The sequence below is a fragment of the Parachryseolinea silvisoli genome (assembly GCF_021190955.1).
GTDB classification, from domain to species: Bacteria; Bacteroidota; Bacteroidia; order Cytophagales; family Cyclobacteriaceae; genus Ohtaekwangia; species Ohtaekwangia silvisoli.
Genome location: NZ_JAIOAO010000003.1, coordinates 55,899 through 81,362, shown reverse-complemented (window position 1 = coordinate 81,362; position 25,464 = coordinate 55,899). Strand labels below are relative to the sequence as shown.

General features: G+C 52.8%; 24 protein-coding genes and 1 other RNA gene. 16 read left to right on the top strand and 9 right to left on the bottom strand.

The window, feature by feature from the left end; all coding sequences use genetic code 11:
* The first annotated feature begins 90 nt into the window (after nucleotides 1-90).
* The 4 genes from K7P01_RS17780 to K7P01_RS17765 all read left to right on the top strand — a co-directional run bounded on the left by K7P01_RS17780 (nucleotide 91) and on the right by K7P01_RS17765 (nucleotide 2,914).
* Nucleotides 91-354 carry an acyl-CoA-binding protein gene (locus K7P01_RS17780; protein WP_267295489.1) on the top strand — a complete coding sequence of 88 codons (264 nt, stop codon included), beginning with the start codon at nucleotides 91-93 and terminating at the stop codon, nucleotides 352-354.
* A gap of 2 nt (nucleotides 355-356) precedes the next feature.
* Nucleotides 357-1,052, top strand: a complete 696-nt coding sequence (locus tag K7P01_RS17775) for a 16S rRNA (uracil(1498)-N(3))-methyltransferase (protein WP_267295487.1) — start codon at nucleotides 357-359, stop codon at nucleotides 1,050-1,052.
* A 98-nt stretch (nucleotides 1,053-1,150) separates the two neighbouring features.
* Nucleotides 1,151-2,380: a nucleoside recognition domain-containing protein gene (locus tag K7P01_RS17770; RefSeq protein ID WP_267295485.1), complete on the top strand. Its 1,230-nt coding sequence runs from the start codon at nucleotides 1,151-1,153 to the stop codon at nucleotides 2,378-2,380.
* A gap of 81 nt (nucleotides 2,381-2,461) precedes the next feature.
* Nucleotides 2,462-2,914: a DUF7832 domain-containing protein gene (locus K7P01_RS17765; RefSeq protein ID WP_254084729.1), complete on the top strand. Its 453-nt coding sequence runs from the start codon at nucleotides 2,462-2,464 to the stop codon at nucleotides 2,912-2,914.
* A 54-nt stretch (nucleotides 2,915-2,968) separates the two neighbouring features.
* Here K7P01_RS17765 and K7P01_RS17760 read toward each other — a convergent pair whose 3' ends face one another.
* The 3 genes from K7P01_RS17760 to topA all read right to left on the bottom strand — a co-directional run bounded on the left by K7P01_RS17760 (nucleotide 2,969) and on the right by topA (nucleotide 8,159).
* Nucleotides 2,969-4,753, bottom strand: a complete 1,785-nt coding sequence (locus tag K7P01_RS17760) for a hypothetical protein (RefSeq protein WP_267295482.1) — start codon at nucleotides 4,751-4,753, stop codon at nucleotides 2,969-2,971.
* A 47-nt stretch (nucleotides 4,754-4,800) separates the two neighbouring features.
* Nucleotides 4,801-5,493, bottom strand: coding sequence for an SIR2 family NAD-dependent protein deacylase (locus K7P01_RS17755; RefSeq protein ID WP_267295480.1), 693 nt, complete (start codon nucleotides 5,491-5,493; stop codon nucleotides 4,801-4,803).
* Nucleotides 5,494-5,735: 242 nt separating this feature from the next.
* On the bottom strand, nucleotides 5,736-8,159 hold the full coding sequence (gene topA / locus K7P01_RS17750) for a type I DNA topoisomerase (protein ID WP_267295478.1): 2,424 nt from the start codon (nucleotides 8,157-8,159) through the stop codon (nucleotides 5,736-5,738).
* 111 nt (nucleotides 8,160-8,270) lie between these two features.
* Here topA and K7P01_RS17745 point away from each other — a divergent pair, with 111 nt between their 5' ends.
* The 5 genes from K7P01_RS17745 (at nucleotide 8,271) to K7P01_RS17725 (ending at nucleotide 11,546) form a co-directional block, all read left to right on the top strand.
* Complete coding sequence (locus tag K7P01_RS17745) at nucleotides 8,271-8,777, top strand: SixA phosphatase family protein (protein ID WP_267295476.1); 507 nt, start codon at nucleotides 8,271-8,273, stop codon at nucleotides 8,775-8,777.
* 27 nt (nucleotides 8,778-8,804) lie between these two features.
* Nucleotides 8,805-9,857 (top strand): agmatinase family protein, encoded by a 1,053-nt coding sequence (locus K7P01_RS17740; protein ID WP_267295474.1) that lies wholly within the window; start codon nucleotides 8,805-8,807, stop codon nucleotides 9,855-9,857.
* A gap of 67 nt (nucleotides 9,858-9,924) precedes the next feature.
* An RNA gene (gene ffs / locus K7P01_RS17735) (signal recognition particle sRNA small type) lies at nucleotides 9,925-10,024 on the top strand.
* A 74-nt stretch (nucleotides 10,025-10,098) separates the two neighbouring features.
* Entirely contained in the window at nucleotides 10,099-10,755 is a 657-nt protein-coding gene (fsa, locus tag K7P01_RS17730; protein ID WP_254084723.1) for a fructose-6-phosphate aldolase, read from the top strand.
* A gap of 77 nt (nucleotides 10,756-10,832) precedes the next feature.
* Nucleotides 10,833-11,546: a cell division ATP-binding protein FtsE gene (locus K7P01_RS17725; RefSeq protein ID WP_267295469.1), complete on the top strand. Its 714-nt coding sequence runs from the start codon at nucleotides 10,833-10,835 to the stop codon at nucleotides 11,544-11,546.
* Between the two features lie 22 nt (nucleotides 11,547-11,568).
* On the opposite strand, the gene K7P01_RS17720 is transcribed toward K7P01_RS17725, so the two are convergent.
* The 4 genes from K7P01_RS17720 to K7P01_RS17705 all read right to left on the bottom strand — a co-directional run bounded on the left by K7P01_RS17720 (nucleotide 11,569) and on the right by K7P01_RS17705 (nucleotide 14,481).
* Entirely contained in the window at nucleotides 11,569-12,084 is a 516-nt protein-coding gene (locus K7P01_RS17720; protein WP_267295467.1) for a hypothetical protein, read from the bottom strand.
* Complete coding sequence (locus K7P01_RS17715; protein ID WP_267295465.1) at nucleotides 12,081-12,659, bottom strand: RNA polymerase sigma factor; 579 nt, start codon at nucleotides 12,657-12,659, stop codon at nucleotides 12,081-12,083. The genes K7P01_RS17720 and K7P01_RS17715 overlap by 4 nt, the downstream gene beginning before the upstream one ends.
* A gap of 67 nt (nucleotides 12,660-12,726) precedes the next feature.
* A complete protein-coding gene (locus K7P01_RS17710) occupies nucleotides 12,727-13,542 on the bottom strand; it encodes a DUF3108 domain-containing protein (protein WP_267295463.1) in 816 nt (271 codons plus the stop codon).
* Nucleotides 13,543-13,665: 123 nt separating this feature from the next.
* Nucleotides 13,666-14,481: a 2,3,4,5-tetrahydropyridine-2,6-dicarboxylate N-succinyltransferase gene (locus K7P01_RS17705; protein WP_267295461.1), complete on the bottom strand. Its 816-nt coding sequence runs from the start codon at nucleotides 14,479-14,481 to the stop codon at nucleotides 13,666-13,668.
* Between the two features lie 29 nt (nucleotides 14,482-14,510).
* On the opposite strand from K7P01_RS17705, the gene K7P01_RS17700 reads away from it, so the two are divergent.
* Nucleotides 14,511-15,620 carry a glycosyltransferase family protein gene (locus tag K7P01_RS17700; RefSeq protein ID WP_267295459.1) on the top strand — a complete coding sequence of 370 codons (1,110 nt, stop codon included), beginning with the start codon at nucleotides 14,511-14,513 and terminating at the stop codon, nucleotides 15,618-15,620.
* 105 nt (nucleotides 15,621-15,725) lie between these two features.
* On the opposite strand, the gene K7P01_RS17695 is transcribed toward K7P01_RS17700, so the two are convergent.
* Nucleotides 15,726-16,553: an energy transducer TonB gene (locus tag K7P01_RS17695; protein WP_267295457.1), complete on the bottom strand. Its 828-nt coding sequence runs from the start codon at nucleotides 16,551-16,553 to the stop codon at nucleotides 15,726-15,728.
* Between the two features lie 187 nt (nucleotides 16,554-16,740).
* Between K7P01_RS17695 and K7P01_RS17690 the strand changes: the two genes are divergently transcribed.
* The 6 genes from K7P01_RS17690 to mnmE are packed head-to-tail and all read left to right on the top strand — an operon-like array spanning nucleotide 16,741 to nucleotide 22,722.
* Nucleotides 16,741-17,397, top strand: coding sequence for a metal-dependent transcriptional regulator (locus K7P01_RS17690; protein WP_267295455.1), 657 nt, complete (start codon nucleotides 16,741-16,743; stop codon nucleotides 17,395-17,397).
* On the top strand, nucleotides 17,394-18,329 hold the full coding sequence (locus tag K7P01_RS17685) for a metal ABC transporter solute-binding protein, Zn/Mn family (RefSeq protein WP_267295453.1): 936 nt from the start codon (nucleotides 17,394-17,396) through the stop codon (nucleotides 18,327-18,329). Before K7P01_RS17690 ends, K7P01_RS17685 begins: the two co-directional genes overlap by 4 nt.
* An 8-nt stretch (nucleotides 18,330-18,337) precedes the next feature.
* Complete coding sequence (locus tag K7P01_RS17680; RefSeq protein WP_267295451.1) at nucleotides 18,338-19,147, top strand: metal ABC transporter ATP-binding protein; 810 nt, start codon at nucleotides 18,338-18,340, stop codon at nucleotides 19,145-19,147.
* A complete protein-coding gene (locus K7P01_RS17675; RefSeq protein ID WP_267295449.1) occupies nucleotides 19,144-20,442 on the top strand; it encodes a metal ABC transporter permease in 1,299 nt (432 codons plus the stop codon). The genes K7P01_RS17680 and K7P01_RS17675 overlap by 4 nt, the downstream gene beginning before the upstream one ends.
* Nucleotides 20,439-21,326, top strand: coding sequence for a metal ABC transporter permease (locus K7P01_RS17670; protein ID WP_267295447.1), 888 nt, complete (start codon nucleotides 20,439-20,441; stop codon nucleotides 21,324-21,326). The genes K7P01_RS17675 and K7P01_RS17670 overlap by 4 nt, the downstream gene beginning before the upstream one ends.
* Before the next feature lie 34 nt (nucleotides 21,327-21,360).
* On the top strand, nucleotides 21,361-22,722 hold the full coding sequence (gene mnmE / locus K7P01_RS17665; RefSeq protein ID WP_267295445.1) for a tRNA uridine-5-carboxymethylaminomethyl(34) synthesis GTPase MnmE: 1,362 nt from the start codon (nucleotides 21,361-21,363) through the stop codon (nucleotides 22,720-22,722).
* 43 nt (nucleotides 22,723-22,765) lie between these two features.
* On the opposite strand, the gene K7P01_RS17660 is transcribed toward mnmE, so the two are convergent.
* The gene (locus tag K7P01_RS17660) at nucleotides 22,766-25,459 is read right to left on the bottom strand and encodes an ABC transporter permease (protein WP_267295443.1); all 2,694 of its coding nucleotides are present in this window, start codon (nucleotides 25,457-25,459) and stop codon (nucleotides 22,766-22,768) included.
* Between the last annotated feature and the right edge of the window lie 5 nt (nucleotides 25,460-25,464).

Here is a 25,464-nt window from a genome sequence, read left to right as displayed (position 1 = left end):
TCAGCAGCCCCGACGGGTAACGAATCAACATTTTAAAGCCTGCCAGCCAGCGGGCAAGCTGCTCCGTTTAACCATCAAGCCCTGCACATCATGTCTCTGAAAGAACAATTTGAGGCCGCCGTAGGCCGCTCACAATCCCTGACCAAACGCCCCTCGAACGAAGAGCTGTTAGAGCTCTACGCCCTGTACAAACAAGCCACCGAAGGTGATGTGACGGGCGAGCGTCCCGGTGGCTTTGACTTCAAAGCCATTGCCAAGCACGATGCCTGGGCGGATCTGAAAGGCAAAGATGCCGACACGGCCATGCAAGCGTACGTACAACTGGTCGAGCGCCTCGTACAACAATACGCTTAAGCGTGAACCTATTCTATCAACCGCTCATTGCAGAAGGCGTACTGCACCTCGATGCCGATGAGTCGCGGCATTGCGTGAAAGTACTCCGTCGCCAGGCGGGCGATGCCCTGCGCATCACTGACGGCAAAGGCTTCTTTTACGATGCCATCATTACACAGGCCAACGACCGGCAATGTGTCTTTCGCATAGAACAACAGATCGCAGCAGAGGAGCCCGCAGCGTTCATCCACATCGCCGTATCCCCCACCAAGAACGCAGACCGCATCGAGTGGTTTGTCGAGAAAGCGGTGGAGATCGGCGTAAGCCGCATCACGCTCATGGAGTGTGAGCATACAGAGCGCACCTATCTCAAGAAAGACCGCCTGGAGAAAGTGGCCATCAGCGCCATGAAACAATCCCTGAAGGCAACCCTGCCCGTGATCGACGGCCTCGTACCCTTTCAGACCGTGATCACCAATGCCGACACGCAAGGCCGGTTTATCGCCTACGTCGACCAGGAAAACCCCGACCATCTCGTCGACATGCCCACCGCCCCCTCCTACCTGTTGCTGATCGGGCCCGAAGGCGACTTCTCACAGACTGAGCTGACACAAGCCCTCACGGCCGGCTTCCGGAAAGTGAGCTTGGGCAAGAGCCGCCTGCGCACCGAGACGGCGGCGTTGGTGGGGTGTCATATCCTCAATCTCCTCCGCGCCTAGCGCTCGCGTATTGCATGCGCCCGCCCGCCGGCAGGCAGGTTTGTGTAATGGTATTTTTTTAATAACATGCAGTACCTTTTCCGCTTACACTTTCTCCTATGGCGCTGAATTACATCTGGATTGCATTCTTTCTTATTTCCTTTACCGTGGCGCTTATCAAACTGGTCTTTGCCGGCGACATGACCGTGTTCCCGGCGATGTTGAATTCGACATTCGACACTTCCATGAGTGCAGTCAATCTTTCCCTCGGTATCGTCGGCGTGATGTCGCTTTGGTTGGGACTGATGAAAATCGGTGAGCGTGGCGGCATCATCCCCATCTTTGCCCGCCTGATAGGGCCCTTCTTCTCGCGCTTATTCCCGGAAGTACCACGCGATCACCCGGCTACGGGCGCCATCATTATGAACTTCAGCGCGACCATGCTCGGCCTTGACAACGCAGCCACACCGCTCGGCATAAAGGCTATGCACGAACTACAAGATCTCAATCCCGACAAAGAGACCGCATCCAACGCGCAGATCATGTTCATCGCGTTAAACATATCGGGCCTAACCATCATACCGCTGGCGATTATTGCCGATCGTGTTGCTCAAAAATCCGTGAATCCTACAGGCATTTTTATTCCTGCTTTGCTGGCGACGTTCTGTTCTACCATGACAGCCTTTATCTATCTCAGTATCCGGCAGCGCATACGTTTCGACCGTGTGGTCGCAGCATACGTGTCCGGACTTGTTATCGTTATTGGCACGGCCGTCTGGTACGCCTCCCGCCTACCACAAGAGGAACTGCTGCGTGTCTCTAATTTGGTAACGGGCATCATCATCATGTCGGTCATTACACTTTTTATGATCCTTGGTGTGCGTAAGAAGATCAACCTATTTGACACATTTATCGATGGTGCGAAAGAAGGTTTCGAAATGGCCATCAAGATCATCCCTTTCCTGGTGGCGATCATGGTCGGCGTAGGGGTGTTTCGCGCATCGGGCACGTTAACCTACTTAACAGACGGATTGAAGTACGCAGTAGCGTTTTTCGGGCTTAACACTGATTTTGTAGATGCCATGCCGGTAGCGTTTATACGTCCCCTGAGTGGCGGTGGCGCGAGAGGTGTATGGCTAGACGTTGTCAAGCAATTTGGTGTCGATTCGTTTGTTGGTAATCTTGCTTCCATTTTCCGCGGATGTATGGAAACTACATTTTATGTCATTGCACTCTACTACGGATCCGTTAATATTCGGAAAATACGCTACACCCTCGCGGTGGGCTTATTGGCCGATCTTGCAGGTGTCATAGCGGCAATTTTTATCGGTTACAAGTTCTTCCACTAGAAGATAAAGTACCGGCAATAGTTGCTTCGGAGCCTAATCGGCGTTAAACTTGTTAAGGGCCTAACCAGAATAAAAATTTATATGGAAAAGAAAGCGGATATCCAGAAGACCATCTACGACAATGCCAAGAGCCACTTCCTGGGAAACTTTCCCGACTCTCTTCCAATCGAGCAGGCATACGTCCACATCGGCATGTACCTGGGCTGGATAATCGACTCGGATCTTTACTCGGAGTATTTCGAAGATGAAGCTTCAAATCAAATCTTCCGATTCAAAAGAAGAGAAATCTCTTGTACGATCCTGAGTGAGATCTGGGATGGCTACCTCGGCTATGAGCTCTTCAGTAAGGAAGGTAACATGTTTACATACTATTACTACGGTGGCGGCCTGTATCGTGGCGACTACGACCAGATCCTGGTACGCACACTGCCCTCCATCTATCACGTAACAGACAGCTGGGAAAACTACGAGAAGATCAAGATCCGCACCGACATGCGTTTCGCTGACTGGAAAAAATTGGTAGGCGGCGCTTAATTCGCCTACTCCCTTTACCTCAATTCTTACACTTCTTATTTATAAAGCTGCTGATTATTTCAGCAGCTTTCCATTTTTATCAATGATGCTTTGCAAGGCGTCCGCCTTGAGCTGCACTTCTCCATTTTCTTGCTTGAAGATTAGCTCCTTCGGCATAAAGGACAATGTATACGAGTGGCTCCACGCCAGTCCGTCCGAGCGGTATATCTTGGCCAGCGTAGCCGGGTACTTGTTGTCCTTCGTGGCGCGCTCCGAGTAGATCAGTATGAAATAGATCTGCCCCGCAGCATCGGAATAGGTCACGGTCTTAATCTGCGGTAAACGCGAGAGCTTAAAATTCGGTTTGTCTACAGGGAAGGTCACCTTCACATCAGGCACCCGCGTCGACGTGACAGTATAAAAATATCCATCTGCGTTCAGCGAGTCTTTGTACACCAACCCGGCCGTATACTTCTCCTCCACGATCACAACCGGCTTAAACTTCGAACGTTTTACCCCCACATATAATGGAATCGAATCCACCCCGTTGATCACCCACCGCAGCGATTCCTGACGACGCGCCCGTGCTGCATTCGCCCGACGCTCCTCGCGATCAGCAAAGTCTTTTATTTCTTTTACGTAAGCCTTCAGATCCGCCGGTGTCTTATACGCCTTCGTCACAAAGTCGCCATAGTCTTCCGACTTGCGGTCAATATCTTCTGACGCCAGTTTCGTAGCAATGCTATCGAGACGACTCACCAGCTTTACTTCCTTCTGCGCGCGTTCTACTTGCAAGTGTACATTCGTTGTGTCTGCCTGCTTGCGATGCTCGATACGCACCGACCGATACTCCAGGTCCGCCGTCTTCAGGCTAAACACCTCCATTGGCAGTGGATCTGCATCAAATTTCTTGAGCTGCTCCAACAGCAGCTTATCAATCAGGGCCGTGAGGTCGCTACGAACCGACACCGTGTCGTTGGCGAGCTTCTCGTGCAGCTTGTTAATCTCCGCATCGTAGGACAATAGGTGCGCACGCATCGGCATGATCTCCTTTTCAATTAATTGTACGGTGACGTCGGCAAAGCGGCCATAGTCCCACACCTGCAGGTTATCCTGGTAGAAGTTGGCCAGCGAAGCGCCATCCTTCTTCAGATCGGCAATTTCGTTCAGCGCCATGATCTGGTTATACGATGCCTTGCCCAACGTCACCAGGCTGCTCTTATAGTGCTCGAAGGCTTTGGTGGACGAGTCGAATCGAACGGCCAGTGCTTTGAGCATGGACGTCAGCGGTTGATCGCCACGCAGGTATAGCTCGCGTTGTCCCGGATAGGCAGACTGCACCGCTCTATACAGGGTATTGCACTTTTTGTAAAGCGAGTCGGACAGCGAGAAGTAATGCCGCACCATCTTCACTTTGTCGATGCGCTCACGCAGCCCTTCGATGCGTTTCTCCAGATCAAACTGTACATCCGAAAGCTTGACGCCAAACTCACCCGTGCGCAGGTCGCGACGGTTGTACATCTGGTAATACTCGTCGTTGCGTTTAATTTCTTTTTCAGTGATCGTCTGATAGGCTTTATTGTAGAAGTAGATCGCCGAGTCCATGGAGGCTATTACCCGGGGCGTTTGCTTGAGCAAGTCGTCCTTGGCAGATTTCTCCTGGTAGATAATGCCCATGAACAAAAAAGCATTGGGGTTGTCCTGGTTTTCAACCAGGTACTTTTTCAGAAACGGTTCGGCAGCCTCGTATTGCTTAGTACTCAGCAGTCCGAAGATGTCTTTGTATTTTACTTTTTGGCCAAAGGTCTGGGTGATGGTCATCAGGAAGATGATGACCTGCAGGCAGGCGACTTTTCTCATGAGTAAGGCTCTATTGACGTAATGAAGTTAGCGAAATCGTATAGATGTTACGCGATCCACTCCAGCAACTCTTTCTTCACCTGCTCCATGCCCGTGCTGGCTTTATCCTGAATCGTTTTAAGGTATGGCAATGCGCCCACATCGGGTATTTTCAGATCCACAACATATTTCAATGCGTCGTATGGCACATAGCTGATCAGCCCCGCCGCCGGGTACACCGCCATCGATGTTCCCACAACCAAAAACGCATCCGCGCCCGACGCATGGTGAGCCGCCACTTCGATCAGCGGCACCATCTCACCGAACCATACAATATTCGGCCGCAGCTGCGAGCCCTGCTCGCACAGATCGCCCAGCTTCAGCTCCCAGCCCTCAATCGGATACACCAGGTGCTCGTCCTTCGTGCTACGCGACTCGAACAAGCTGCCGTGCAGATGTATGACCTTCGTTGACCCTGCGCGTTCGTGCAGGTCGTCCACGTTCTGGGTCACGATCGTTACATCAAAATACTCCTCGAGCTCCGCCAGCACAACGTGCCCACGGTTTGGTTGCACTTCGCGCGCCTTCTGGCGACGCTGGTTATAGAAGTCCAACACCTTGGCCGGATCGCGGTGCCACCCTTCCGGCGACGCCACATCCTCCACCCGGTGCCCTTCCCACAAACCATTTGAATCGCGAAAGGTCGGAATACCGCTCTCGGCGCTAATGCCCGCGCCCGTCAATACAACGATTTTCTTCATCCGTTAAAGGTACACAAAAGTGAGCAGCTGGCGCGGAATAAGATATACCCTAATGGGGGCATGGGACGGGGGATTTTCCCGGTACTGCGGAATCAGCGTGCGTGTGAAGTGTGAGAGCGATGAAAACCATGCTGCGCATCCAACTGCTCTACCATCGACAAAATCAATGTCAAATGCCTCCAACGCCAGCCACAAAAAAAGCCCGAAGAACACCCCGGGCTTTTCTATCGTCAAAGAACTTACTATTTCTTCTTCTTTGCAGTCTTGGTGGCCGTCTTCTTCGCAGCCTTCTTTGCCGTCTTGACAGCCTTTGTGGGTGTAGCCGTCTTCGCAGGCGTCGCCGCCTTTGTAGTTCGTCCAAACCGGCCTTTCTTCTCCGGCGCGTTCGCGGCCAGCGTTACGCATTCCTCCAGCGTCAGATCTTTCGGCTCTTTGCCTTTCGGGATTTTTACGTTCTTCTTGCCGGCTTTGATATACGGGCCGAAGCGACCGTTCAGAATTTGAATATCCGGATTCTCGTCAAACAATTTGATGGTCTTGTTCGCATCTGCCACGCGCTTGTTCTCGATCAGCTCGATCGACTTCCCGAGGTCGATGGTATAGGGATCGTAATCCTTCGGGATCGATACAAATTTCTTGTCGTGCAGCACATACGGGCCGAAGCGGCCGAGGTTCACCACCACCGGCAACTCCTCAAAGTTACCGAGCTCGCGTGGCATCTTGAAGAGCTCCATCGCATCCGCCAGTGTAACGTTCTCAATAAACTGGCCGGGACGAAGACTGGCGAACTTGGGCTTCTCGCCACCGTTGTCATCGGGGTTCTCGCCGATCTGTACATAGGCGCCGAACTTACCCAGCTTGGCATAAACATTCTTGCCCGTCTTGGGGTCAACCCCCAGTTCCCGCGCCTTGCCTACCGATGAGCGCTCCACCTTCTCGGTGAGCATCACCTTCTTGTGGAAAGGCTGGTAGAAGGTATCGATCATCTTCTTCCAGTCCAGCTTGCCGCTGGCAATCTCATCGAACTCTTGCTCGATGTCGGAGGTGAACGAAAAATCGGTCACATCCGGGAAGTGCTCTACGAGGAAGTCAGTCACGACCATCGCCGTGTTGGTGGGGAACAGTTTGTTCTTTTCCGCACCGGTAATTTCCGACTCTATTTCTTTATTGATCTTATCAGCCTTCAGTGTAAAGACGTTGTATTTACGCTCTACACCTTCGCGCATTTCTTTCACGACATAGCCGCGTTTCTGTACTGTGGTAATCGTCGGCGCATAGGTCGACGGACGACCGATGCCCAGCTCTTCCAACTTCTTCACCAGGCTCGCTTCAGTATAGCGCGGCGCATGACGGCTGAAGGTTTGTTTCGCAATCATTTCGTCCAGATTCAGGTCCTGCCCGATTGTCAGCGGCGGCAATACCTTGCTGTTCTCCTCCTCTTCGTCCTCGTCGCCGGATTCCATGTATACTTTCAGGAAGCCGTCGAACTTCACCACTTCGCCATTCGCGGCCAGGGTGCGGGGATTGGTGGATATACTGATGGTAGCCGTGGTCTTTTCCAATTCGGCGTCGGCCATCTGCGAAGCGATCGCACGCTTCCAGATCAACTCGTACAGACGCAGTCCATTGCGGTCCATGTCGGGATCCATGACCGAGAAGTCCGTCGGGCGGATCGCCTCGTGAGCTTCCTGGGCCGACGACGACTTGGTCTTGAACTGCCGCGGCTGCACGTATTCTTTACCATACGCCGACTCGATCTGGCGCATCGCACCCGAGCGGGCCTCGTCCGACAGGTTTACCGAGTCCGTACGCATATAGCTGATCTTACCAGCTTCGTACAGCTTCTGCGCCACCATCATGGTCTGAATCACCGAGAAGCCCAGCTTGCGCGAAGCTTCCTGCTGTAATGTAGATGTCGTGAAAGGCGGTGCCGGGGTGCGTTTCGAAGGCTTTGTCTGGAGGTCTTTGATGGCGTATTTCGCGCCCACACAAGATTCCAGGAACTTCAGGGCATCCTCTTCTTTCTCAAAACGCTCGGACAGCTCGGCTACCAGCGTTTTGCCTTTGTCGAGCTTGAACTCGGCCGTCACACGGTACGAGGACTTGGCTTTAAAGTCACTGATCTCGCGCTCGCGCTCCACAATGAGGCGTACGGCCACGCTTTGTACACGGCCGGCAGAAAGACCGGTCGCGATCTTTTTCCAGAGGATCGGCGACAGCTCGTAGCCTACGAGGCGGTCAAGCACGCGGCGGGCCTGCTGGGCATTGACCAGGTCAATATCGATACCCCGGGGTGATTCCAGGGCGCTCAGAATAGCTTTCTTGGTAATCTCCGTGAAGACGATCCGGCGCGTTTTGGCGTCGGTCAGGTCCAGCACCTCTTTCAAGTGCCAGGAAATGGCTTCCCCTTCACGGTCTTCGTCGCTTGCCAGGTAAACCATTTCGGCTTCCTCGGCGAGTTTTTTTAGTTTTTGGATGACATCCTTCTTGTCCGGGCTTATTTCATAAGTCGGCAAAAAGCCATTTTCCACATCGATTGCGTCGCCTCCTTTGGGCAAATCGCGCACGTGTCCCATCGAGGAAGCTACCTTAAAATCCTTTCCCAGGTAGCCTTCAATGGTTTTTGCCTTGGCAGGAGACTCTACTATTACGAGGTTTTTGGACATGTAGTTGAACGTTACAAACAGGTCAAATATCAGGAAATTTTTAAAAAATCAAATTTAGCATGTTAATATTGACGCCTGGCAACGTTATTAGCAGACCAGAAAAGATCATCTATGCCTCGCTATCTGTATTTATTACGCCATGCGCACACCGCCGAAAAACATCCGGGTCAAAACGATTTGGAGCGTACTTTGAGCTCCACGGGGGTCAAAGAGGCCCTGGTCATCGGCCGGCACCTGCACCAACAACAAGCGCCCCTGGATACTATTTTGTGTAGCACGGCCGCGCGTGCGCACGCCACCGCGGGTCTGATTGCCGACGCACTGAAAGTTGATACCGACAAGGTTGTACCCCAGGAAGAGCTGTACGAGGCGTCCACACGCACGTTTTTCCAGTTTGTGGCCGGCCTGGACGATGGCCAGCACCACATTATGTGCGTAGGACACAATCCAACAATTTCCTACCTGGCAGAGTTCCTGACCGGTTCGGAGATCGGCGACATGGTGCCCGCCGGGCTGGCCGTGATCCGCTTTAATCTCCTCTCCTGGCGCGAAATAAGCCAGGGCAACGGTTCGCTAGAAAATTATGTCACCCCTGAAATGGTGGACTCTTTCCAATAAGATTTAGATCCGGCACGCCCTCGTCGCATGAAATTCAGCCCAAGCACGTTCGATCCGAATGGACCGGGCATCCCGGGACAACTATTCGGGCTGCCTTTTACGCCCGAAAGTGCCGAGCTGGTCATTGTGCCCGTTCCCTGGGAAGTGACCGTCTCTTACCACGCGGGCACCGCCCACGGCCCCCAGGCCATTCTGAATGCTTCCGCACAGCTTGACGTGCTGGTCAAAGACATTCCCAACGCCTGGCAACTGGGCATCAGCATATTGCCCATTCCCGAAGGAATCCGCACAGAAAGCGACCGCGTGCGTCACCTGGCCGAGCAACACCTCCGCCGTCTGCAACAAGGCGAGGGGTATGAAGGTCCCGATCCCCTGCTGCCGCGTATCAACGAAGCCTGCGAAAGCCTCAACATTTATGTAAAGGCCACCGTGCTGCGCTACCTGAAAGAAGGCAAGATGGTCGGCCTGCTGGGTGGCGACCACAGCACACCACTGGGTTTTATCCGGGCACTGGCCGATTATTATCCGCACTTCGGCATTTTACAGATCGATGCACACGCCGACCTGCGCAAAGCGTACGAGGGCTTCACGTACTCCCACGCCTCCATCATGTACAACGCCATGAAGCTGTCGTCGATCAGCCGCCTCGTGCAGGTGGGTATCCGCGACCTGTGTGATGAAGAGCTGCAAATGATCCGCCGCCCCAAAAGCCGCATCGTGACATTCTTTGACGACGACCTCAAGGCACAACGGTACCGTGGCACCACGTGGGACGCACAGTGCGAGGCCATCATTCGCGAGCTGCCCGAGCATGTATACATCAGTTTTGACATCGACGGCCTCGACCCGAAGCTCTGTCCGCACACCGGCACGCCCGTCGCCGGAGGATTGGAATTTCAGGAAGCGGTATACCTCGTGCAACGACTGGTTCGCTCGGGACGAAAAATTATCGGCTTCGACCTCAACGAAGTAAGTCCCGGAAAAGATGATGACTGGGATGCCAACGTCGGTGCGAGAGTGTTGTATCAACTTTGCAATTGGACGGCCGTGTCGCGCGGGCGACTGCACGTGCGAAGCTGATTAAAAAAGAAAATCGCGATTTCGCATCGCAGAAATGGTAAATTCAAAATATCTTCTACCTTTGCCCCCCGGCAAGCCGGCACGACCAGCTCCTGCTGAATTCCCCCAGGATCGGAAGGTAGCAAGGGTAGGCGGTTGAGCGGTGCGATGTTCGGTTTGCCCTTTTTTTTGTTTCTGCCATAATCACTTCCGGCTTTACGCCTTCGCGTATACATCGTTAATAAATGAACATAACTTACTTATGAAATTCTTCATCGACACTGCCAACCTGAACGAGATCAAGGAAGCATATGACCTCGGCGTACTCGACGGCGTAACGACCAATCCTTCGCTCATGGCCAAGGAGAACATCAAGGGCGCCGACAACATCCGCGCACACTACAAAGCCATCTGTGATATCGTCGACAACAACGTTAGCGCTGAGGTAATTGCCACCGATCTGGACAACATCCTGAAAGAAGGCCGCGAGCTGGCCAAGCTGGATGACAAGATCGTCGTGAAAGTACCGATGATTAAAGACGGCGTAAAAGCCATTAAGAAATTTACCGCCGAAGGCATCCGCACCAACTGCACGCTGGTGTTTTCTGCTGGCCAGGCGCTGCTGGCGGCAAAAGCTGGCGCGAGCTACGTATCGCCGTTCATCGGCCGCCTCGACGACATTGGCCAGGACGGTATGGAGCTCATCTCCCAGATCCGCCTGATCTACGATAACTATGCCTACGACACAGAGATCCTTGCGGCCTCCGTACGTCATACCATTCACCTGTTGCAGTGTGCAGAGATCGGCGCCGACGTCGCTACCTGCCCCCTCAGCGTCATTACAAGCCTGCTGAAACACCCCCTGACCGACGCCGGTCTGGAAAAATTCCTCGCTGACCACAAGAAAGTAAACGGATAAATCCATCCGGGCACGATTTTCTTTAGCCGGTATGTCGCTTATCTTTGTAGCTGACCTGCCGGCTAAATTTTTTACTTATGTTTTCAAATGATCCCGTCGTTCACGTTCAAAACGCCAGCATTTTTCAAGATGACCGCGCGGTATTGAGTGACCTTAGCTTTGAGATTCAAAAGAGTGAATTTGTATACCTGGTGGGCCGCACCGGTTCGGGTAAATCGTCACTGCTGAAGACTCTGTACGCCGACCTGTCACTGAAACACGGCGAGATCATCACCGCCGGCTTCAACATTCGCGGTATAAAAAGCAACCAGGTCCCCCTGCTCCGCCGCAAGCTCGGCATCATCTTCCAGGACTTCCAGTTACTCAACGACCGCACCGTAGCCGAAAACCTCATGTTCGTCATGCAGGCCACCGGCTGGACCGACACCACCAAGATGAAGGCTCGCGTGAACGAAGTGCTGATACACGTAGGGTTGGGATCGATCGAAAAGAAAATGCCCCACCAGCTCTCCGGCGGCGAACAACAGCGCGTGGTAATCGCCCGTGCCCTTCTCAACGAACCCATGATCCTGCTCGCCGACGAGCCTACCGGTAACCTCGACCCCGAAGTCTCCCAGGGCATCATGAAGATTTTCCAACAGATCAACAAAAGCGGCACGGCTGTCCTCATGGCGACACACAGCTATGGCCTGATCAGGCGTTTCCCTGCACGGGTGTTGAAATGCGAAGACGGCAAAGTCATAGACTCAGCGAAGGAGCCGTTTGAACTGGCAACGGAATCTACTTATTGATTGAAATATAGGTCAGCATCAACTATATCTCAGCATCCGCCTTTTTGTCGCCTTCCGGTTTCCCTTTATCAAGCATATGCAGTTGCTGATTCAGCAAATCAATCCTTACCAATAGGTTCAGCACCAACGCATCCTTTACCTGCTCACTCGGTCGCTTCTGCATTTCTTCTTTTAAGACCATATACATTGCTTCCAGCTGCTGAAAGTCCTGCGTAAACCCATTCACTCCGTCGTTCCGCTGAAACGCATCGATCAACGCCACCTTGTTCGAGATCTCCTTCACATAATACGCCTCCACATCCGTAAATTCTTTTAAGGCAACACGCTCCGGCGGTGCATGCGGCTTCCACTCTTTCGGCAACAGCAAGTACGCCGACAATACCATAAACAGGATAGCCGCAGCGCGCCACAGCGCCACAGATTGCCACCATCCCTGCCGTGGTTCGTACAAGGCGGCTTCAATCGTTTTCCAATTGCGGGGAGAAGGTTCCTGGTCGTCGAACGCCTCCCGGTTTTGGCGGATGAAATCTTCGATCATGAGCGTGGTGGTTTAGCGGATTGGGTACTGGGGGTAGGGTGTGCGAGTATTTCTTTGAGCTTGCTTTTGGCGCGGTTCAACTGCGACTTGGAGGTGGATTCCGAGATCTGCATGATCTCCGCGATCTCCTGGTGGTCGTAGCCTTCCAGCAAATATAGCGACAGCACCGACCGGTAGCCGTCGGGCAACTGGTGGATGGCGGTTTTCACGCGTTCAACTGTCAGCGGATCGGCATACTCTTCCGCCTCCTCCTCGGCAGGTATGTCCCAACGTTCGTCGTCGGGCATTGCCTCGTGCCGGCGCTTATGCAGAGCGTTGATGGCTTTGTTCACGACAATGCGCTTTAACCACGCCCCGAAAGTAGATTCGCCCCGGTAGTGGTCCAGGCTGCGAAAGGCACTGATAAAGGCCTCTTGTAAGACGTCGGCGGCCTCGTCGCGGTCGCCGATGATGCGATAGCCCACGTTGTACATAGCCCTGGCGTAAAGCTTGTAAAGCTGGTAATGCGCCTCCCGGTCGCCCACGCGGCAGCGGGCTATCAGATCGGTATGCAGGTGTATCGTGGTGGCCTCCAAAGGAATTTTCGCGCAGTACAGAACAAAGATGCGCCAAATTCAAAAAGGTTGCACGGCACGCCGGCTGTTACTTGACGATGTTCAGAGGATTTTTGAGCCCGGAGTATTCCGTCAGCTCCACGCCCGCGCTGCCGATAAACATCTTGGCGTCAATTTTCAGGGGGATACGATTCTTGTCGTCTGAGAACCAGGCAGTAATAGAGTTTTCACCATCAAAAACCTCGTTTTTGGGCATAATGGGCTTAAACTTCAGGGCGCGTACTTTGCCGACTTTGATCTTGATATTCTCCTTGCCCTGGTAGATAATTTTCATTTTGTAGAACTCATCTTCAAAGAACCCCGTGATCACCACCGTGTCCTTTACCTTCAGCTTGGTGAAATCCTGCACCCGCAGGTATAGAAAGCCGGCAATCATGTCGCGCACCTGGGCAGGTGCCTCATAAAACTTCGGTTCTTTAAATTGGCCGGTTTTATTGTTGATGGTTTTTACCTCGATCTGGCGTTTTTCGTGATCGAAATTTGTCCACTCGTCTTTTTTGTAACGCCCTTCGCGGATGCGGCGGTAGAATTGATGGGGAATAAGTGCCGCAGTATCGATGTAGGCTCCCCAACGGTCGTCCACGTCCGCTACCCAATCTACCATGCCCACGGTCTTGCCCGTAACGTCGACTTTGAAGCAGTTGCGGTCGTTCATCTTATAATAGGTGGGGGCAATGCTCGCACTGCCCTTCCCTACTGTAAATATGCCGTAAGTCATCTTAAAGTGAATAATCTCACCTCGCATGAAGCTTTCATTTTTGACAACAGAATACTGCTCTTTGCTCTCCTGGGTAAAGGCAAAGATGACAGCTATTGCAGTGATCCAGAGACCCAACTTTTTCATAATCGCGTTATTCAAATTTACGCAAGGCGCGTGATTGACAAATAAACGTTTTATGAAATTCAAAGGATGTGCCAACGTATTACGAAAATATTACGAAAGCACCCCTTATGACAAAATAGACGTTTAAACTGCCACATTATTGTCCCGCAACGCGTCATTCAGCGACGTTTTCTTGTCGGTGCTCTCCTTGCGCTTGCCGATGATGAGCGCGCACGGCACCTGGAACTCGCCTGCCGGAAATTTTTTGGTATACGAGCCCGGAATTACCACCGAGCGCTCCGGCACATAGTTTTTATATTCTACAGGTTCGGCGCCAGTCACGTCGATGATCTTTGAGCTCGACGTCAGTACGACGTTGGCACCCAATACGGCCTCCTTGCCTACACGCACGCCTTCCACCACAATGCAACGCGAACCGATAAAGGCATTGTCTTCGATGATCACGGGAGCTGCCTGTACAGGCTCCAGCACGCCTCCGATTCCTACTCCACCGCTCAAATGTACATTCTTGCCGATCTGTGCGCAGCTCCCTACCGTTGCCCACGTGTCGACCATGGTGCATTCGTCCACGTAAGCGCCGATGTTGACATACGACGGCATCATGATCACACCCTTGGCCAGGTACGAACCGTGACGCGCAATGGCATGCGGCACAACACGTACGCCCAGGTCTTTGAAGTTGCGCTTCATGTCGATCTTGTCGTGGAATTCAAACGGGCCGGCCTCGATGGTTTTCATCTGCTGAATGGGAAAGTACAGGATCACGGCCTTCTTGATCCACTCATTGACCTGCCAGGTACCGTCTTCCATTGGCTCGGCCACGCGCAGCTTGCCTTTGTCCAACTTTTCCACTACTGACCGGATAGCCTCCTGACTCTCCAGCGACTGCAGCAGCGACCGGTCTTCCCAGGTTTTTTCAATGAGTTCTTTCAGTTCCATTTTCTTAGTTTTAAATCCACGTGCAAGAAATGAAAAAAAGGAGAATAGTCCTCGCCTCGGTCCTGAAACCGGTGGACGATACCCGCATGTTTGAGAAAATGGGTGGCAGCCTGGCGGGAATCTATGAGGTACACATCGTTGGATACCCGGGCAGCGCCAGGTTGCCGGAGCACGGCGACGTGTTTGTGTACCCGCTCCGCCCCTTCCGGCGTATCAGCCTGGGTCGTCTGCTGGCCCCCTGGCGCATCCTGGCCCGTGTCGTAGCCCTGCAACCCGCCGTGTTCGTGTTTTGCACACACGAGTTGATCTTTGTCGCCTTGCTCGCCCGGCTGCTGACGTCCTGCCGCCTGGTATACGACGTGCGCGAAAATTACTACCGCAACATTTTATATACCGCTGCCTTCCCGCGTGTACTGCGGCCACTCGTGGCCGGCTATGTACGCGTGTGGGAGCACGTCGGCGCCGGATTTATACATAATTTTCTCCTGGCAGAGAAAGGCTACGCGCTGGAGCTGTCGTTTGGCCATGGCCGGCGCACGATCATCGAGAATAAACTACGCCGACCACCGGCAGTAGCGCCGGCGCCCCGACTGACGCCGGCGCGTAATTTTCTGTTTACGGGCACCCTGTCCGAGATCACCGGGCTCTTTACCGCCCTCGACCTGCTGGAGCAGCTCCATCGCCACGACCCGGCTGTACGCGGTACGATCATCGGCTACTGTGCGCTCGTCGCCGAGCGCCAATCCCTGCGGGCACGGCTGGCGACGATGCCCTATGTCACGTTGCATGGCGGCGACCGTCTGGTACCGCATCCCGCCATCGAGTACGAAATCCTTCGGGCGGACGTCGGCATCCTTGCCTATCCACCGAATCCGGCCACCGAGCACTCCTTCCCTACCAAGCTGTACGAATATTTAGGCTACCGCCTGCCAATTCTGCTTATCGACTATGCGCCGTGGGTAACTTACGCTGCGCGGTTTGACGCCGCGGTAACCTTCCAGCCGGCATCCTTCGATGCGCCGCGAACGTTACAACAGCTGCGCGGGAAAACATTCTACAGCGCGCCACCCGAAGACGTCTTTTGGGAACATGAAGGAGAACGACTACGAACGGTAATCGATGCGTTGGTACGGCGGTGACATAAAAAAAGACCGGCGATTGCAAGCAACCACCGGCCTCGGAGACAACCTTAAACTTTAAACTATATATCGCTCACCACAACAAGTATTGAGATTTACTATTGATTATTTATCCAGCGCAAATTTGATGGGTAAGGTCATGCGTACCATGACCGGCACGTCGTTCTGACGGCCCGGATTCCAGCCCGGCAACAGCGCGATCACGCGGGCGGCTTCCTTATCACAGTCCGGGCTGAGGCCTCTGATGACCTCTACCTTGGTTACTTTTCCATCGCGGCCGATCACAAAGCTGACATATACCGTACCTTCCAGGCCCATCCGGCGTGCGCTGGCGGGGTAGTTTATCTTGCGACGAATAAAATTATACATGGCTTCCATACCTCCAGTATACGACGCGGCCACCTGCGGCGCGAGATAGGGTTGATTTATATCTACACTCGGCACAACATCCGTAACCGAAGGATCTGTGCCGGTACCTCCCTCCACTCCACCGGGGACACCGTCGGGTACAGTAGGCGTTGCCGGCGGGATGTCTACATTGGCTGTAATCGTGGCGTCATCCGGAGCGTCAGTTGTTACCACGGGAGGGGCATTCACTACAGGAGGTTCCGTAGGGGGTGTTACGTGCGGATGTGAGGGACCCGGCGGCGGCGGTGGTGGGAGAATCACCTGTACCTGTGTAAAGACAAGCGTGTCATTTACTGTCGGTGTCACCGGAATAACACTGTCTTTACCACTATCATCATCCAATAGGCTCATGACCATCGGCACGATAAATAACAATCCGCCAAAAGACACACTGAGCAAAAAGCCCGAGGTCAGGTTTCCAGTATAGGATTTACGCACGGCATAGGCACCGTAATCTACGTTCCGGTCTTCAAACACCAGGTCATCCCAGCTCTTGGGGTCGTTGGCTTTCCCTTTCGTTTCCATAAGCAAATGAATTTTGGTTTAGATTCAATTCGCCCTCAGAATGCGCCCTGTTACAGAAGGTCACGCTTCTTTTTGAAATATTTTTCACCCCCTGACAGCCAGAACCACCTTCTATCAAGATATGTCCTAAATAATTTTTTAGATAACCCTAAACTTTTATTTTTACAGATACGTTAATGAATGAGCCATGTTGAGCTATACCGAAGAAAACTACCTCAAAGCCATTTACCACCTGTCGGGCAGCGGCGCAAAAGCCGTACTGACCAGCGAGATCGCGGAAACCATGAATACCCGGGCGGCCTCGGTAACGGATATGATCAAAAAGCTTTCGGCCAAAAACATGATTTCCTACGAGAAGTACTACGGCGTCAAGATCACCCGCCAGGGAAAGGCCGAAGCACTCATGGTCGTGCGCAAGCACCGCCTGTGGGAAACCTTCCTGGTGCAGAAGCTGCACTTCTCGTGGGACGAAGTACACGACGTAGCCGAGCAACTGGAACATATCCAGTCTGCCCTGCTCATTGAAAAGCTGGATGAGTTTTTGGAGTTTCCGACGGTAGATCCACACGGCCATCCTATCCCCGACAAGACCGGCAAATTTGTCGAAGTACGGCAGATCCCGTTGTCCGATTGCAGCGGTAAAAAGAAGATCACCATCCGCGCCGTACGCAACGGATCACCCTCCTTTCTGCAGTACCTCAGCAAGAATGGTGTCTATATCGGTGCTATTATAACAATCCTGGAAAAGATCGAATTCGACGGCTCGCTGGAAATTATGATCGACGGCAAAAAGAAAGTATTCATTTCACGCGAGGCATCGCAAAACTTACTGGTAACAGAATGAGTCCATCGTCTTATTATACTATACGTCCCCTGGTCTTGCTACTGGCAGTAACGCTGCTGGCAGGCGGTTGTCGGGAAAAGCCTAAAAGCCCACACGAAAAATTACAGATCGTGACCACGACCGGCATGATCCAGGACGCTGTACAGCATGTAGCAGGCAAGCACGCCGACGTCGTTGCCTTGATGGGCCCTGGCGTCGACCCCCATCTTTACAAAGCGACACAAGGCGACGTACAAAAACTCTCCGACGCCGACATGGTGTTTTACAATGGCCTTCACCTGGAAGGCAAGATGGTGGAAGTATTGCGCAAGCTCAATCGCGTCAAGCCTGTTACCGCAGTTGCGGATGGCATACCCGAAAACCAGTTGCGCACGGTACCCGGCTTCCAGAGCAGTCACGATCCACACATCTGGTTTAATGTACACCTCTGGAAACAAGCTGTGCTGCAGGTCTCGCGGACATTGCAAGCGAAGGACACCGCCCACGCAGCATATTATAAAGCCAACGGCGAGCGCTATGCAGCCCGCCTGGACTCCCTCCACGCCGCTGTACAAACCACGCTGGCTGCCTTACCCGAAGCCCAGCGCATCCTGATTACCGCGCACGACGCCTTCGGCTACTTCGGCGATGCTTACCATGTACAGGTGCGTGGCCTGCAAGGTATATCGACCATGTCCGAGTTCGGCGTAAGAGACGTGACCGAGCTTGTCAACTTTATTGTATCGCACAAGATCAAAGCCCTGTTCGTAGAGACCTCCGTATCATCCAGGTCGATTGAAGCCGTGATGGAAGGCTGCCGGCAGAAAGGTTGGCAGGTTTCGATCGGCGGCAACTTATACTCCGACGCCATGGGCGCTGCCGGTACCCCCGAAGGTACCTATATCGGCATGATCCACGCCAACGTCCACACCATTGTTCAAGCCTTGAAATAATACGCATCATGCAACCTGAAATAACAACCACCCCGGCACTGGAAGTACACGATCTGACTGTAGCGTTTGACCGCAAGCCGGTACTGTGGAACATCGATCTGAAATTACCGGCCGGCAAACTGATCGGCATCATCGGCCCCAACGGCGCCGGCAAGTCGACGCTCATCAAAGCTACCATGGGGCTGTTGCCCCTCAGCAGCGGCTACGTGCGCCTGTATGACCAGCCGATCGACAACGTGCGCAACCGCATCAGCTACGTACCCCAACGAGAATCCGTCGACTGGGACTTCCCCGCATCCGTCATGGACGTCGTGCTCATGGGTCGCTACGGCAAGCTCGGCCTCTTCCGCCGCGTACGCCAGGCCGACCGTGATGTGGCCCTCGACTGTCTGCGCAAAGTGGGCATGGAAGCCTACGCCAACCGTCAGATCTCACAGCTTTCCGGTGGCCAGCAGCAACGCACCTTCCTGGCCCGCGCGCTGGCGCAACAAGCCGATATATACTTCATGGACGAGCCCTTCGCCGGCGTCGACGCCGCGACGGAGAAAGCCATCATCGGCCTGCTGCAAGCCATGACCGAAGCGCAGAAGACTGTCATCGTCGTACACCACGATCTGCAGTCCGTCACCCATTACTTCGACTGGGTCATCATGCTCAACACCCGCCTGGTGGCGTGTGGCCCCACCGAGACGACGTTCACACAGCAGAACCTGCAGGAAACCTATGGTGGCAAACTCACGCTGCTGAGCGACGTAGGCGACCTGATTCGCCGCGAAAACTTTCCGAATCGCGAGGGCGTTTCAAAACCGGTACTATGAACACACTGACCGACTTCTTCTCATTCTCCGATCCCAACATCCGCTTTGTCGTAATTGGCGCGATGCTGCTGACGGCGAGCTCCGCGATCGTAGGAACCTTTACATTCCTGCATAAAAAATCACTCGTCGGCGATGCCATCGCACACGCCGTACTACCGGGCATTTGCCTCGGCTTTATCCTGTCGGGTACCAAGAACCCGGCCTACCTCATCATCGGCGCGTTCATTACCGGCTGGTTATCGCTGGCGGCGGTCGAGTTCATTACCCGCCGCACGCGTATTAAAGAAGATACGGCCATCGGTCTGGTGCTCTCTGTATTCTTTGGCATTGGTATCGTCATGCTGACGGTCATACAAAAAAGTGGCAATGCTGCCCAGTCGGGACTTGACCACTTCCTGTTTGGCAAAGCGGCCGCGCTTGTGGGCGAAGACCTCATGGTGTTCGGCACCGTGGCAGTCATATTGTTATTCTGTGTGTTCCTGCTCTTCAAGGAGTTTTCGTTGCTGGCGTTTGATAAGGCCTATGCACAATCCATCGGACTTCCCGTACGCAGAATTGAATTAGTATTAACCTCGCTGATTGTACTCGCCGTCGTGATCGGCATTCAGGCAGTAGGTGTCGTGCTGATGGCCGCTATTCTCATCACGCCCGCCGCGGCAGCACGCTTCTGGACACATCGTATCAGCGTCATGGTGCTCCTGGCCAGTCTATTCGGCGCCTTCAGCGGCCTGGCGGGCGCCTATATCTCGTATATCGCGCCTGCCATGCCCACCGGCCCCTGGATCGTTATCGTCATCTCGACGATAGCCTTTATATCCTTCTTCCTGGCCCCACGCCGCGGTGTGATTAGTAGAATGATCCGCCAGCGTGCCATACGCCGCACGATCAACAACGAGAACGTGCTGAAGACACTCTACCAACTCGGAGAGGAAAGCAAGAATTTCTTTCTGCCACGAACCGAAGCGGACATCATACACAAGCGTAGTTACCCTTCACCGCTACTCACAGCCGTACTCCATCGGCTCCGGCGCCAGGGCTATGTCGAACGTATCGGAACCACCTGGCAGCTGACGGAAGAAGGCATGAGCCGCGGCCAGCGCGTGGTCAGAATTCACCGTTTGTGGGAACTATACCTCACCACACACGTCAACATCGCGCCCGACCACGTGCACGACGATGCCGACACCATCGAACACTTGCTCACACCCGAGCTTGAAACCGAATTAGAGCGCCTGCTGAACTACCCAACGGTAGATCCACACCAGGCCGAGATACCTTATAAAAAACCGGTATGAACGACTTATATATCATTCTGACAGCTTCCCTTGTAGCCTGCAGCTGCGGCCTGTTGGGTTGCTTTCTGATCCTGCGCAAAATGGCCATGGTAGGCGACGCGATCTCACACGCCGTCTTACCCGGCATCGTCATTGCCTTCCTGGTATCAGGTTCGCGTGACTCCGTCACCATGCTGGCTGGCGCAAGCCTCATCGGTATGCTGACCACCTTCCTGATCGAATTCCTCCACAAGAAGGCCCGACTCCAAACCGATGCCTCCATCGGCGTCACCTTCACCTGCCTGTTTGCCATCGGCGTAGTCCTCATTTCGCTCTTCGCCGGCAAGGTAGACCTCGACCAGGATTGCGTGCTCTATGGTGAGATTGCCTACGTACCCCTCGACATGATCCTCTCTCCCACCGGCCTCATTTTTGGTCCACGGGCGCTATATATCATGGGGGCTATATTTATCGCAATTGTTCTCTTCATCACATTCGGTTATAAAGAACTTTTGCTAACCACGTTCGATCCGGCCTTTGCCAGCGCGCTGGGTATCTCGGCTACGTTCTGGCATTACTTGCTCATGGGGGCGGTGTCGGCTACTACGGTAGCGTCATTTGAGTCCGTTGGGGCCATTCTGGTAGTGGCACTGCTCATCGGCCCTGCGGCAACAGCCTACCTCCTGACCGACAACTTCCTCGTCATGCTTATCCTGGCGTGCGTCGCGGGTGTGTTAGTATCCATCAGTGGATACTATATTGCGGTATGGCTGGATGGGTCGATCGCTGGCGCCATTGCCGGCATGACCGGACTGCTGTTTACGCTGGCCATGCTCTTCTCGCCCACGCACGGGCTGTTGTTCAAGAAGTTGCGAACGACTTCGGACGAGGTGTCGTCGGCTTAATATAAAATCCGGCTTTCGACGTACCTTTGCGCCCATGCAGCACTCCGACACCATTGTCGCGCTGGCCACAGCGCAGGGTATTTCCGCTATTGCCGTTATCCGCCTCTCCGGCCCCGATGCCATAGAATTGGTCCAGCGCGTATTCCGTGGCAAAGATCTGCGCGAGCAGCCCTCGCACACCATTCATTTCGGTACGATCGCTGACGGCGACCGCGCGATCGACGAAGTGCTCGTCTCGATCTTTCAAGGCAGCCGCTCGTTCACGAAAGAACCCAGCGTCGAGATTTCCTGCCACGGCTCCCCCGTCATTGCCAAAGAAATTATCAAGGTACTGCTAAAACAAGGCGCCCGCCTGGCCGAGCCCGGCGAGTTTACCAAACGGGCCTTCCTCCACGGCCGCTTCGATCTGGCGCAAGCCGAGGCCGTAGCCGACCTCATCCACGCGGAGACCGACAACGCCCGCCAGGCGGCCCTCAATCAAATGCGCGGCGGCTTCTCGAAAGAGATCGCCCACCTGCGTGAGGAGCTTATACACTTTGCTTCACTTATTGAACTGGAGCTTGACTTTGGGGAAGAAGATGTCGAGTTCGCCAAACGCGACGACCTGCGCCAGCTCATCATACGCATCCAGTCTTACCTGCGCGCATTGATACAGTCGTTCGACCACGGCAACGTGATTAAGAACGGCGTACCGACTGTCATTGCCGGTAAACCCAATGCCGGTAAGTCAACGCTGCTGAACGCGCTGTTGAACGAAGAAAAAGCGATTGTCTCCGAGATACCCGGCACCACCCGCGATGTTATAGAAGACGAAATGATTCTGGGGGGTATCAACTTCCGTTTCATCGACACCGCCGGCCTACGCGAGACACAGGACGTTATCGAAGCGATGGGTGTAGAGCGTACGCGCGACCGTATGAAGAAAGCATCGGTTATCCTATACCTGATCGATCTCTCGTCGACCACACTGACCCAGATCGAAGAAGAGGAGACTACACTCAAAGCACTAGGCATCCCCTATCTGAAAGTTGGTAACAAAATCGACAAAGCCGATCCGGCATTGACGGAAGCACTCCGTTCCCAGGACTTCACATTCATCTCGGCGGCTGACAAGACAAACATTCAAGGGCTAAAAGATCGCCTACTGGATCTGTTTAAGATTCGAACTGTTACCACAGGAGATGTACTGGTTACCAACCTGCGACACTATCAAAACCTGCTACAGACGAATGAAGCGCTGAACCGCGTGCTGGACAGCATGGACAACGGTATAACCGGAGATTTCTTAGCCATGGATATACGACAAGCCCTCCATTACCTCGGGGAGATCACGGGATCAATTACAACGGAAGACTTGCTCGATAATATCTTCTCCAAATTCTGTATTGGGAAGTAAACTTTCATACTAAGTAAACTGGCTATTTTGCATCAACGGATGTTTATTCTGATTTCAAAATTTCCACCGGACTCACCACAGCAGCCTTAATTGCCTGGTAGCTGACTGTGAGTAAGGCAATCCCCGTCGCGATGATTCCAGAAAGTGCAAAGAACCACCACTCGATATCGATATGATAGGCGTATTCCTGGAGCCACCAGTCTGTTGCAACCCAGGCCAGGGGGAAAGCGATACAACATGCGATTAAAACGAGCTTCATAAAATCCTGTGAGAGCATGGCAATGATGCTTAAAAGGCTTGCACCCAAGACCTTTCGTATACCGATTTCTTTCAGGCGTTGTTCTGCCGAATACGTTGCGAGCCCAAAGAGACCGAGGCACGCAATCACCACACTCGCGAGCGCAACCCATCCAAGGATCGTTTGACTACGTTCATCTTCGATGTAAAACAGTGCAAGCTGATCATCAAGAAAATGATATTCGAATGGTTCGGTTTCATCGTTTGTTACCATGATCGCTTTAAGCTTGCCGAGCGTAGCCTCGATATCGTTTGCATGAATCTTTACCGTGTAATAGTCGATAGGAAAAATCGGATTGGCATAGTACGTGATGATCAGGGGTTCAATCTTCGTCCGAAGTGATTGGAAATGGAAGTCCTTAACGATCCCTACAACACGCGGCTTGAATGCGAGGCTAGCATCATCGTAAACCGGTGTGAAGAACTGGTTTCGTGCCGTCTCTGGAATAATTATTTCATCAGAAACATCGGTGATGCCAAGTATCTTTGCTGCAGCTTCGTTGATCATCACTGATAGACTATCTGCATTGTTCTGGAAATTTCTGCCCTTCTGCAATTCAATACCGTAAGTGCTGATGAAGTCTTTGTCAGCAGCAATGGTGTATGCTATCTGAAGTTCAGCGGTGCTGCCCTCCTTCTTCAACTTTACCCTTGGAATGGATTTCCATTCACCCGGCACGCGCGATGTGGCGGACACATGTTTCACGGAACTCAATTGTGACATCTCATTCTTCACCCATTCAAAATTTGATCGCGCCTTTTGCACATTCACATCGATAACCACCATGAGATCTTTGTCGAACCCAAGCTCCGTGTTATTTAAAAAACGAACTTGCATGAACAATACGATCGTGCTGATGATCATGACCGTTGAAATGGTAAACTGAAGTATAACCAGGGCTTTGCGTAAGGAAAAGTCGCCACCGTTTTTCAACTTCAAACCTTTGAGAAGTGACACCGGATTGAATCGTGAAAGCAGCATCGCAGCATATCCTCCCGAGAGAATGCCGATACCGATGATTAGCATCATCGCAGCTGCCCAGAAACGCAGCCCTACGGATGCGAAAAGTTCAAACCGCTTATTTACAAAGTCATTGAAGGCCGGCAACAACAACGCCACGATTAGCACGGCAATGAAGAAAGCTATCGAGGTCGTGATGATCGATTCAACGAGGAACTGTTTCACCAGATTGCTGCGTACAGCACCGATTGCTTTTCGCACACCGATTTCCTTGAGTCTGCTCGATGCCCTCGCCGTTGTCAGGTTTGTGTAATTGATGCCCGCGATCAGCAAAACAAAGATCGCCGTAAAAGAAAAAACTGTTATATAAACCGGATTGCCCTGTGGTATACTATCAACATTTGAATTGCGGGCTCCGTCCGCGATTCCTTCCGATCTCAGATGAACGGCCTTCAAAGGTTGGAGGCTGTGTTTGATTACAGTACCTGGAGCCATTGTCGTATTGGCATAAACGACGCGAGTCATCTTTTTGGAAACAGAATCAGCAACGGCATCGGGACGCAAGAGCGCGTACACCGTGAAGCTTGTTGATGCCCAATCACTCTCCATTTCACGTCTGAATCCTTCATCGGACATCCAGGTTGCTTCGGATATAACACTCGTAAAATTGAAAGTTGAGTTCTGCGGATGACTTTTTAACACACCCGTGATCTTCACCGGCGCATCCATGAAGTCGTACTGGAGATTTTTATTCAACACATCCTTTTTTCCGAAAATGCGCATGGCGAGGTCTTCAGTGATAACGATAGAGTTCGGCTCCTTTAATGCGGTACGTCTGTCACCCTCTATGAGCGGGAAATCAAATAGCTGCAGAAAATATTCATCCGCTCCAGTGACCGTTTCCTGAACGTGGACAGGATTTTCCGGATCCACGAGATTGCGTCTCCCTAAGCGCTGCATCCGTGTTGTCATTTCTACTTCCGGCAATGCGTTTCTTGACTCCTGCGCAAGCATGTAGCCTGCCGCCGCAACGGTTGTTGCTTCGTTATGCTGGTTTTTTTCGTGGGTGATCACGCGATAAACTCTGTCACCCTTGCTATGCTGGGTATCGAAGTTGAGCTCGTCATAGACGTAAAGACCAATCAATAGAAAAATAACCATCCCGAAAGTCAGACCAAGCACGTTGAGTGACGAATACAGTTTACTTTTCCAAAGGTTCCTCCACCCCATGATAAAATAGCTTTTGAACATACCGTTGTTATTTAATGGTTGAGTGATTTTTGCCGACCGAATAATGCCAGGCCTGCACAATAGAATAATGTCTCTGTATAACAGCAGATTCGTGCGTGTTTTCCCAAGCGAGTCTACCCTCCTTTCGTAGATTTCAAGCAGGTCTCCTTCGATATCAGCATGATACTCCGGCTTGCAAAACCATCTCAGGAAATGCAGGATGAAACTGGGTGGCTCAATTCTGTTCATCAACG

Coding starts and splice junctions, on each gene's coding strand:
- K7P01_RS17780 (WP_267295489.1), top strand. CDS start 91: ATGTCTCTGAAAGAACAATTTGAGGCCGCCGTAGGCCGCTCACAATCC.
- K7P01_RS17770 (WP_267295485.1), top strand. CDS start 1,151: ATGGCGCTGAATTACATCTGGATTGCATTCTTTCTTATTTCCTTTACC.
- K7P01_RS17765 (WP_254084729.1), top strand. CDS start 2,462: ATGGAAAAGAAAGCGGATATCCAGAAGACCATCTACGACAATGCCAAG.
- K7P01_RS17760 (WP_267295482.1), bottom strand. CDS start 4,753: ATGAGAAAAGTCGCCTGCCTGCAGGTCATCATCTTCCTGATGACCATC.
- K7P01_RS17755 (WP_267295480.1), bottom strand. CDS start 5,493: ATGAAGAAAATCGTTGTATTGACGGGCGCGGGCATTAGCGCCGAGAGC.
- topA (WP_267295478.1), bottom strand. CDS start 8,159: ATGTCCAAAAACCTCGTAATAGTAGAGTCTCCTGCCAAGGCAAAAACC.
- K7P01_RS17745 (WP_267295476.1), top strand. CDS start 8,271: ATGCCTCGCTATCTGTATTTATTACGCCATGCGCACACCGCCGAAAAA.
- K7P01_RS17740 (WP_267295474.1), top strand. CDS start 8,805: ATGAAATTCAGCCCAAGCACGTTCGATCCGAATGGACCGGGCATCCCG.
- fsa (WP_254084723.1), top strand. CDS start 10,099: ATGAAATTCTTCATCGACACTGCCAACCTGAACGAGATCAAGGAAGCA.
- K7P01_RS17725 (WP_267295469.1), top strand. CDS start 10,833: ATGTTTTCAAATGATCCCGTCGTTCACGTTCAAAACGCCAGCATTTTT.
- K7P01_RS17720 (WP_267295467.1), bottom strand. CDS start 12,084: ATGATCGAAGATTTCATCCGCCAAAACCGGGAGGCGTTCGACGACCAG.
- K7P01_RS17710 (WP_267295463.1), bottom strand. CDS start 13,542: ATGAAAAAGTTGGGTCTCTGGATCACTGCAATAGCTGTCATCTTTGCC.
- K7P01_RS17705 (WP_267295461.1), bottom strand. CDS start 14,481: ATGGAACTGAAAGAACTCATTGAAAAAACCTGGGAAGACCGGTCGCTG.
- K7P01_RS17700 (WP_267295459.1), top strand. CDS start 14,511: ATGAAAAAAAGGAGAATAGTCCTCGCCTCGGTCCTGAAACCGGTGGAC.
- K7P01_RS17695 (WP_267295457.1), bottom strand. CDS start 16,553: ATGGAAACGAAAGGGAAAGCCAACGACCCCAAGAGCTGGGATGACCTG.
- K7P01_RS17690 (WP_267295455.1), top strand. CDS start 16,741: ATGTTGAGCTATACCGAAGAAAACTACCTCAAAGCCATTTACCACCTG.
- K7P01_RS17685 (WP_267295453.1), top strand. CDS start 17,394: ATGAGTCCATCGTCTTATTATACTATACGTCCCCTGGTCTTGCTACTG.
- K7P01_RS17680 (WP_267295451.1), top strand. CDS start 18,338: ATGCAACCTGAAATAACAACCACCCCGGCACTGGAAGTACACGATCTG.
- K7P01_RS17675 (WP_267295449.1), top strand. CDS start 19,144: ATGAACACACTGACCGACTTCTTCTCATTCTCCGATCCCAACATCCGC.
- K7P01_RS17670 (WP_267295447.1), top strand. CDS start 20,439: ATGAACGACTTATATATCATTCTGACAGCTTCCCTTGTAGCCTGCAGC.
- mnmE (WP_267295445.1), top strand. CDS start 21,361: ATGCAGCACTCCGACACCATTGTCGCGCTGGCCACAGCGCAGGGTATT.
- K7P01_RS17660 (WP_267295443.1), bottom strand. CDS start 25,459: ATGAACAGAATTGAGCCACCCAGTTTCATCCTGCATTTCCTGAGATGG.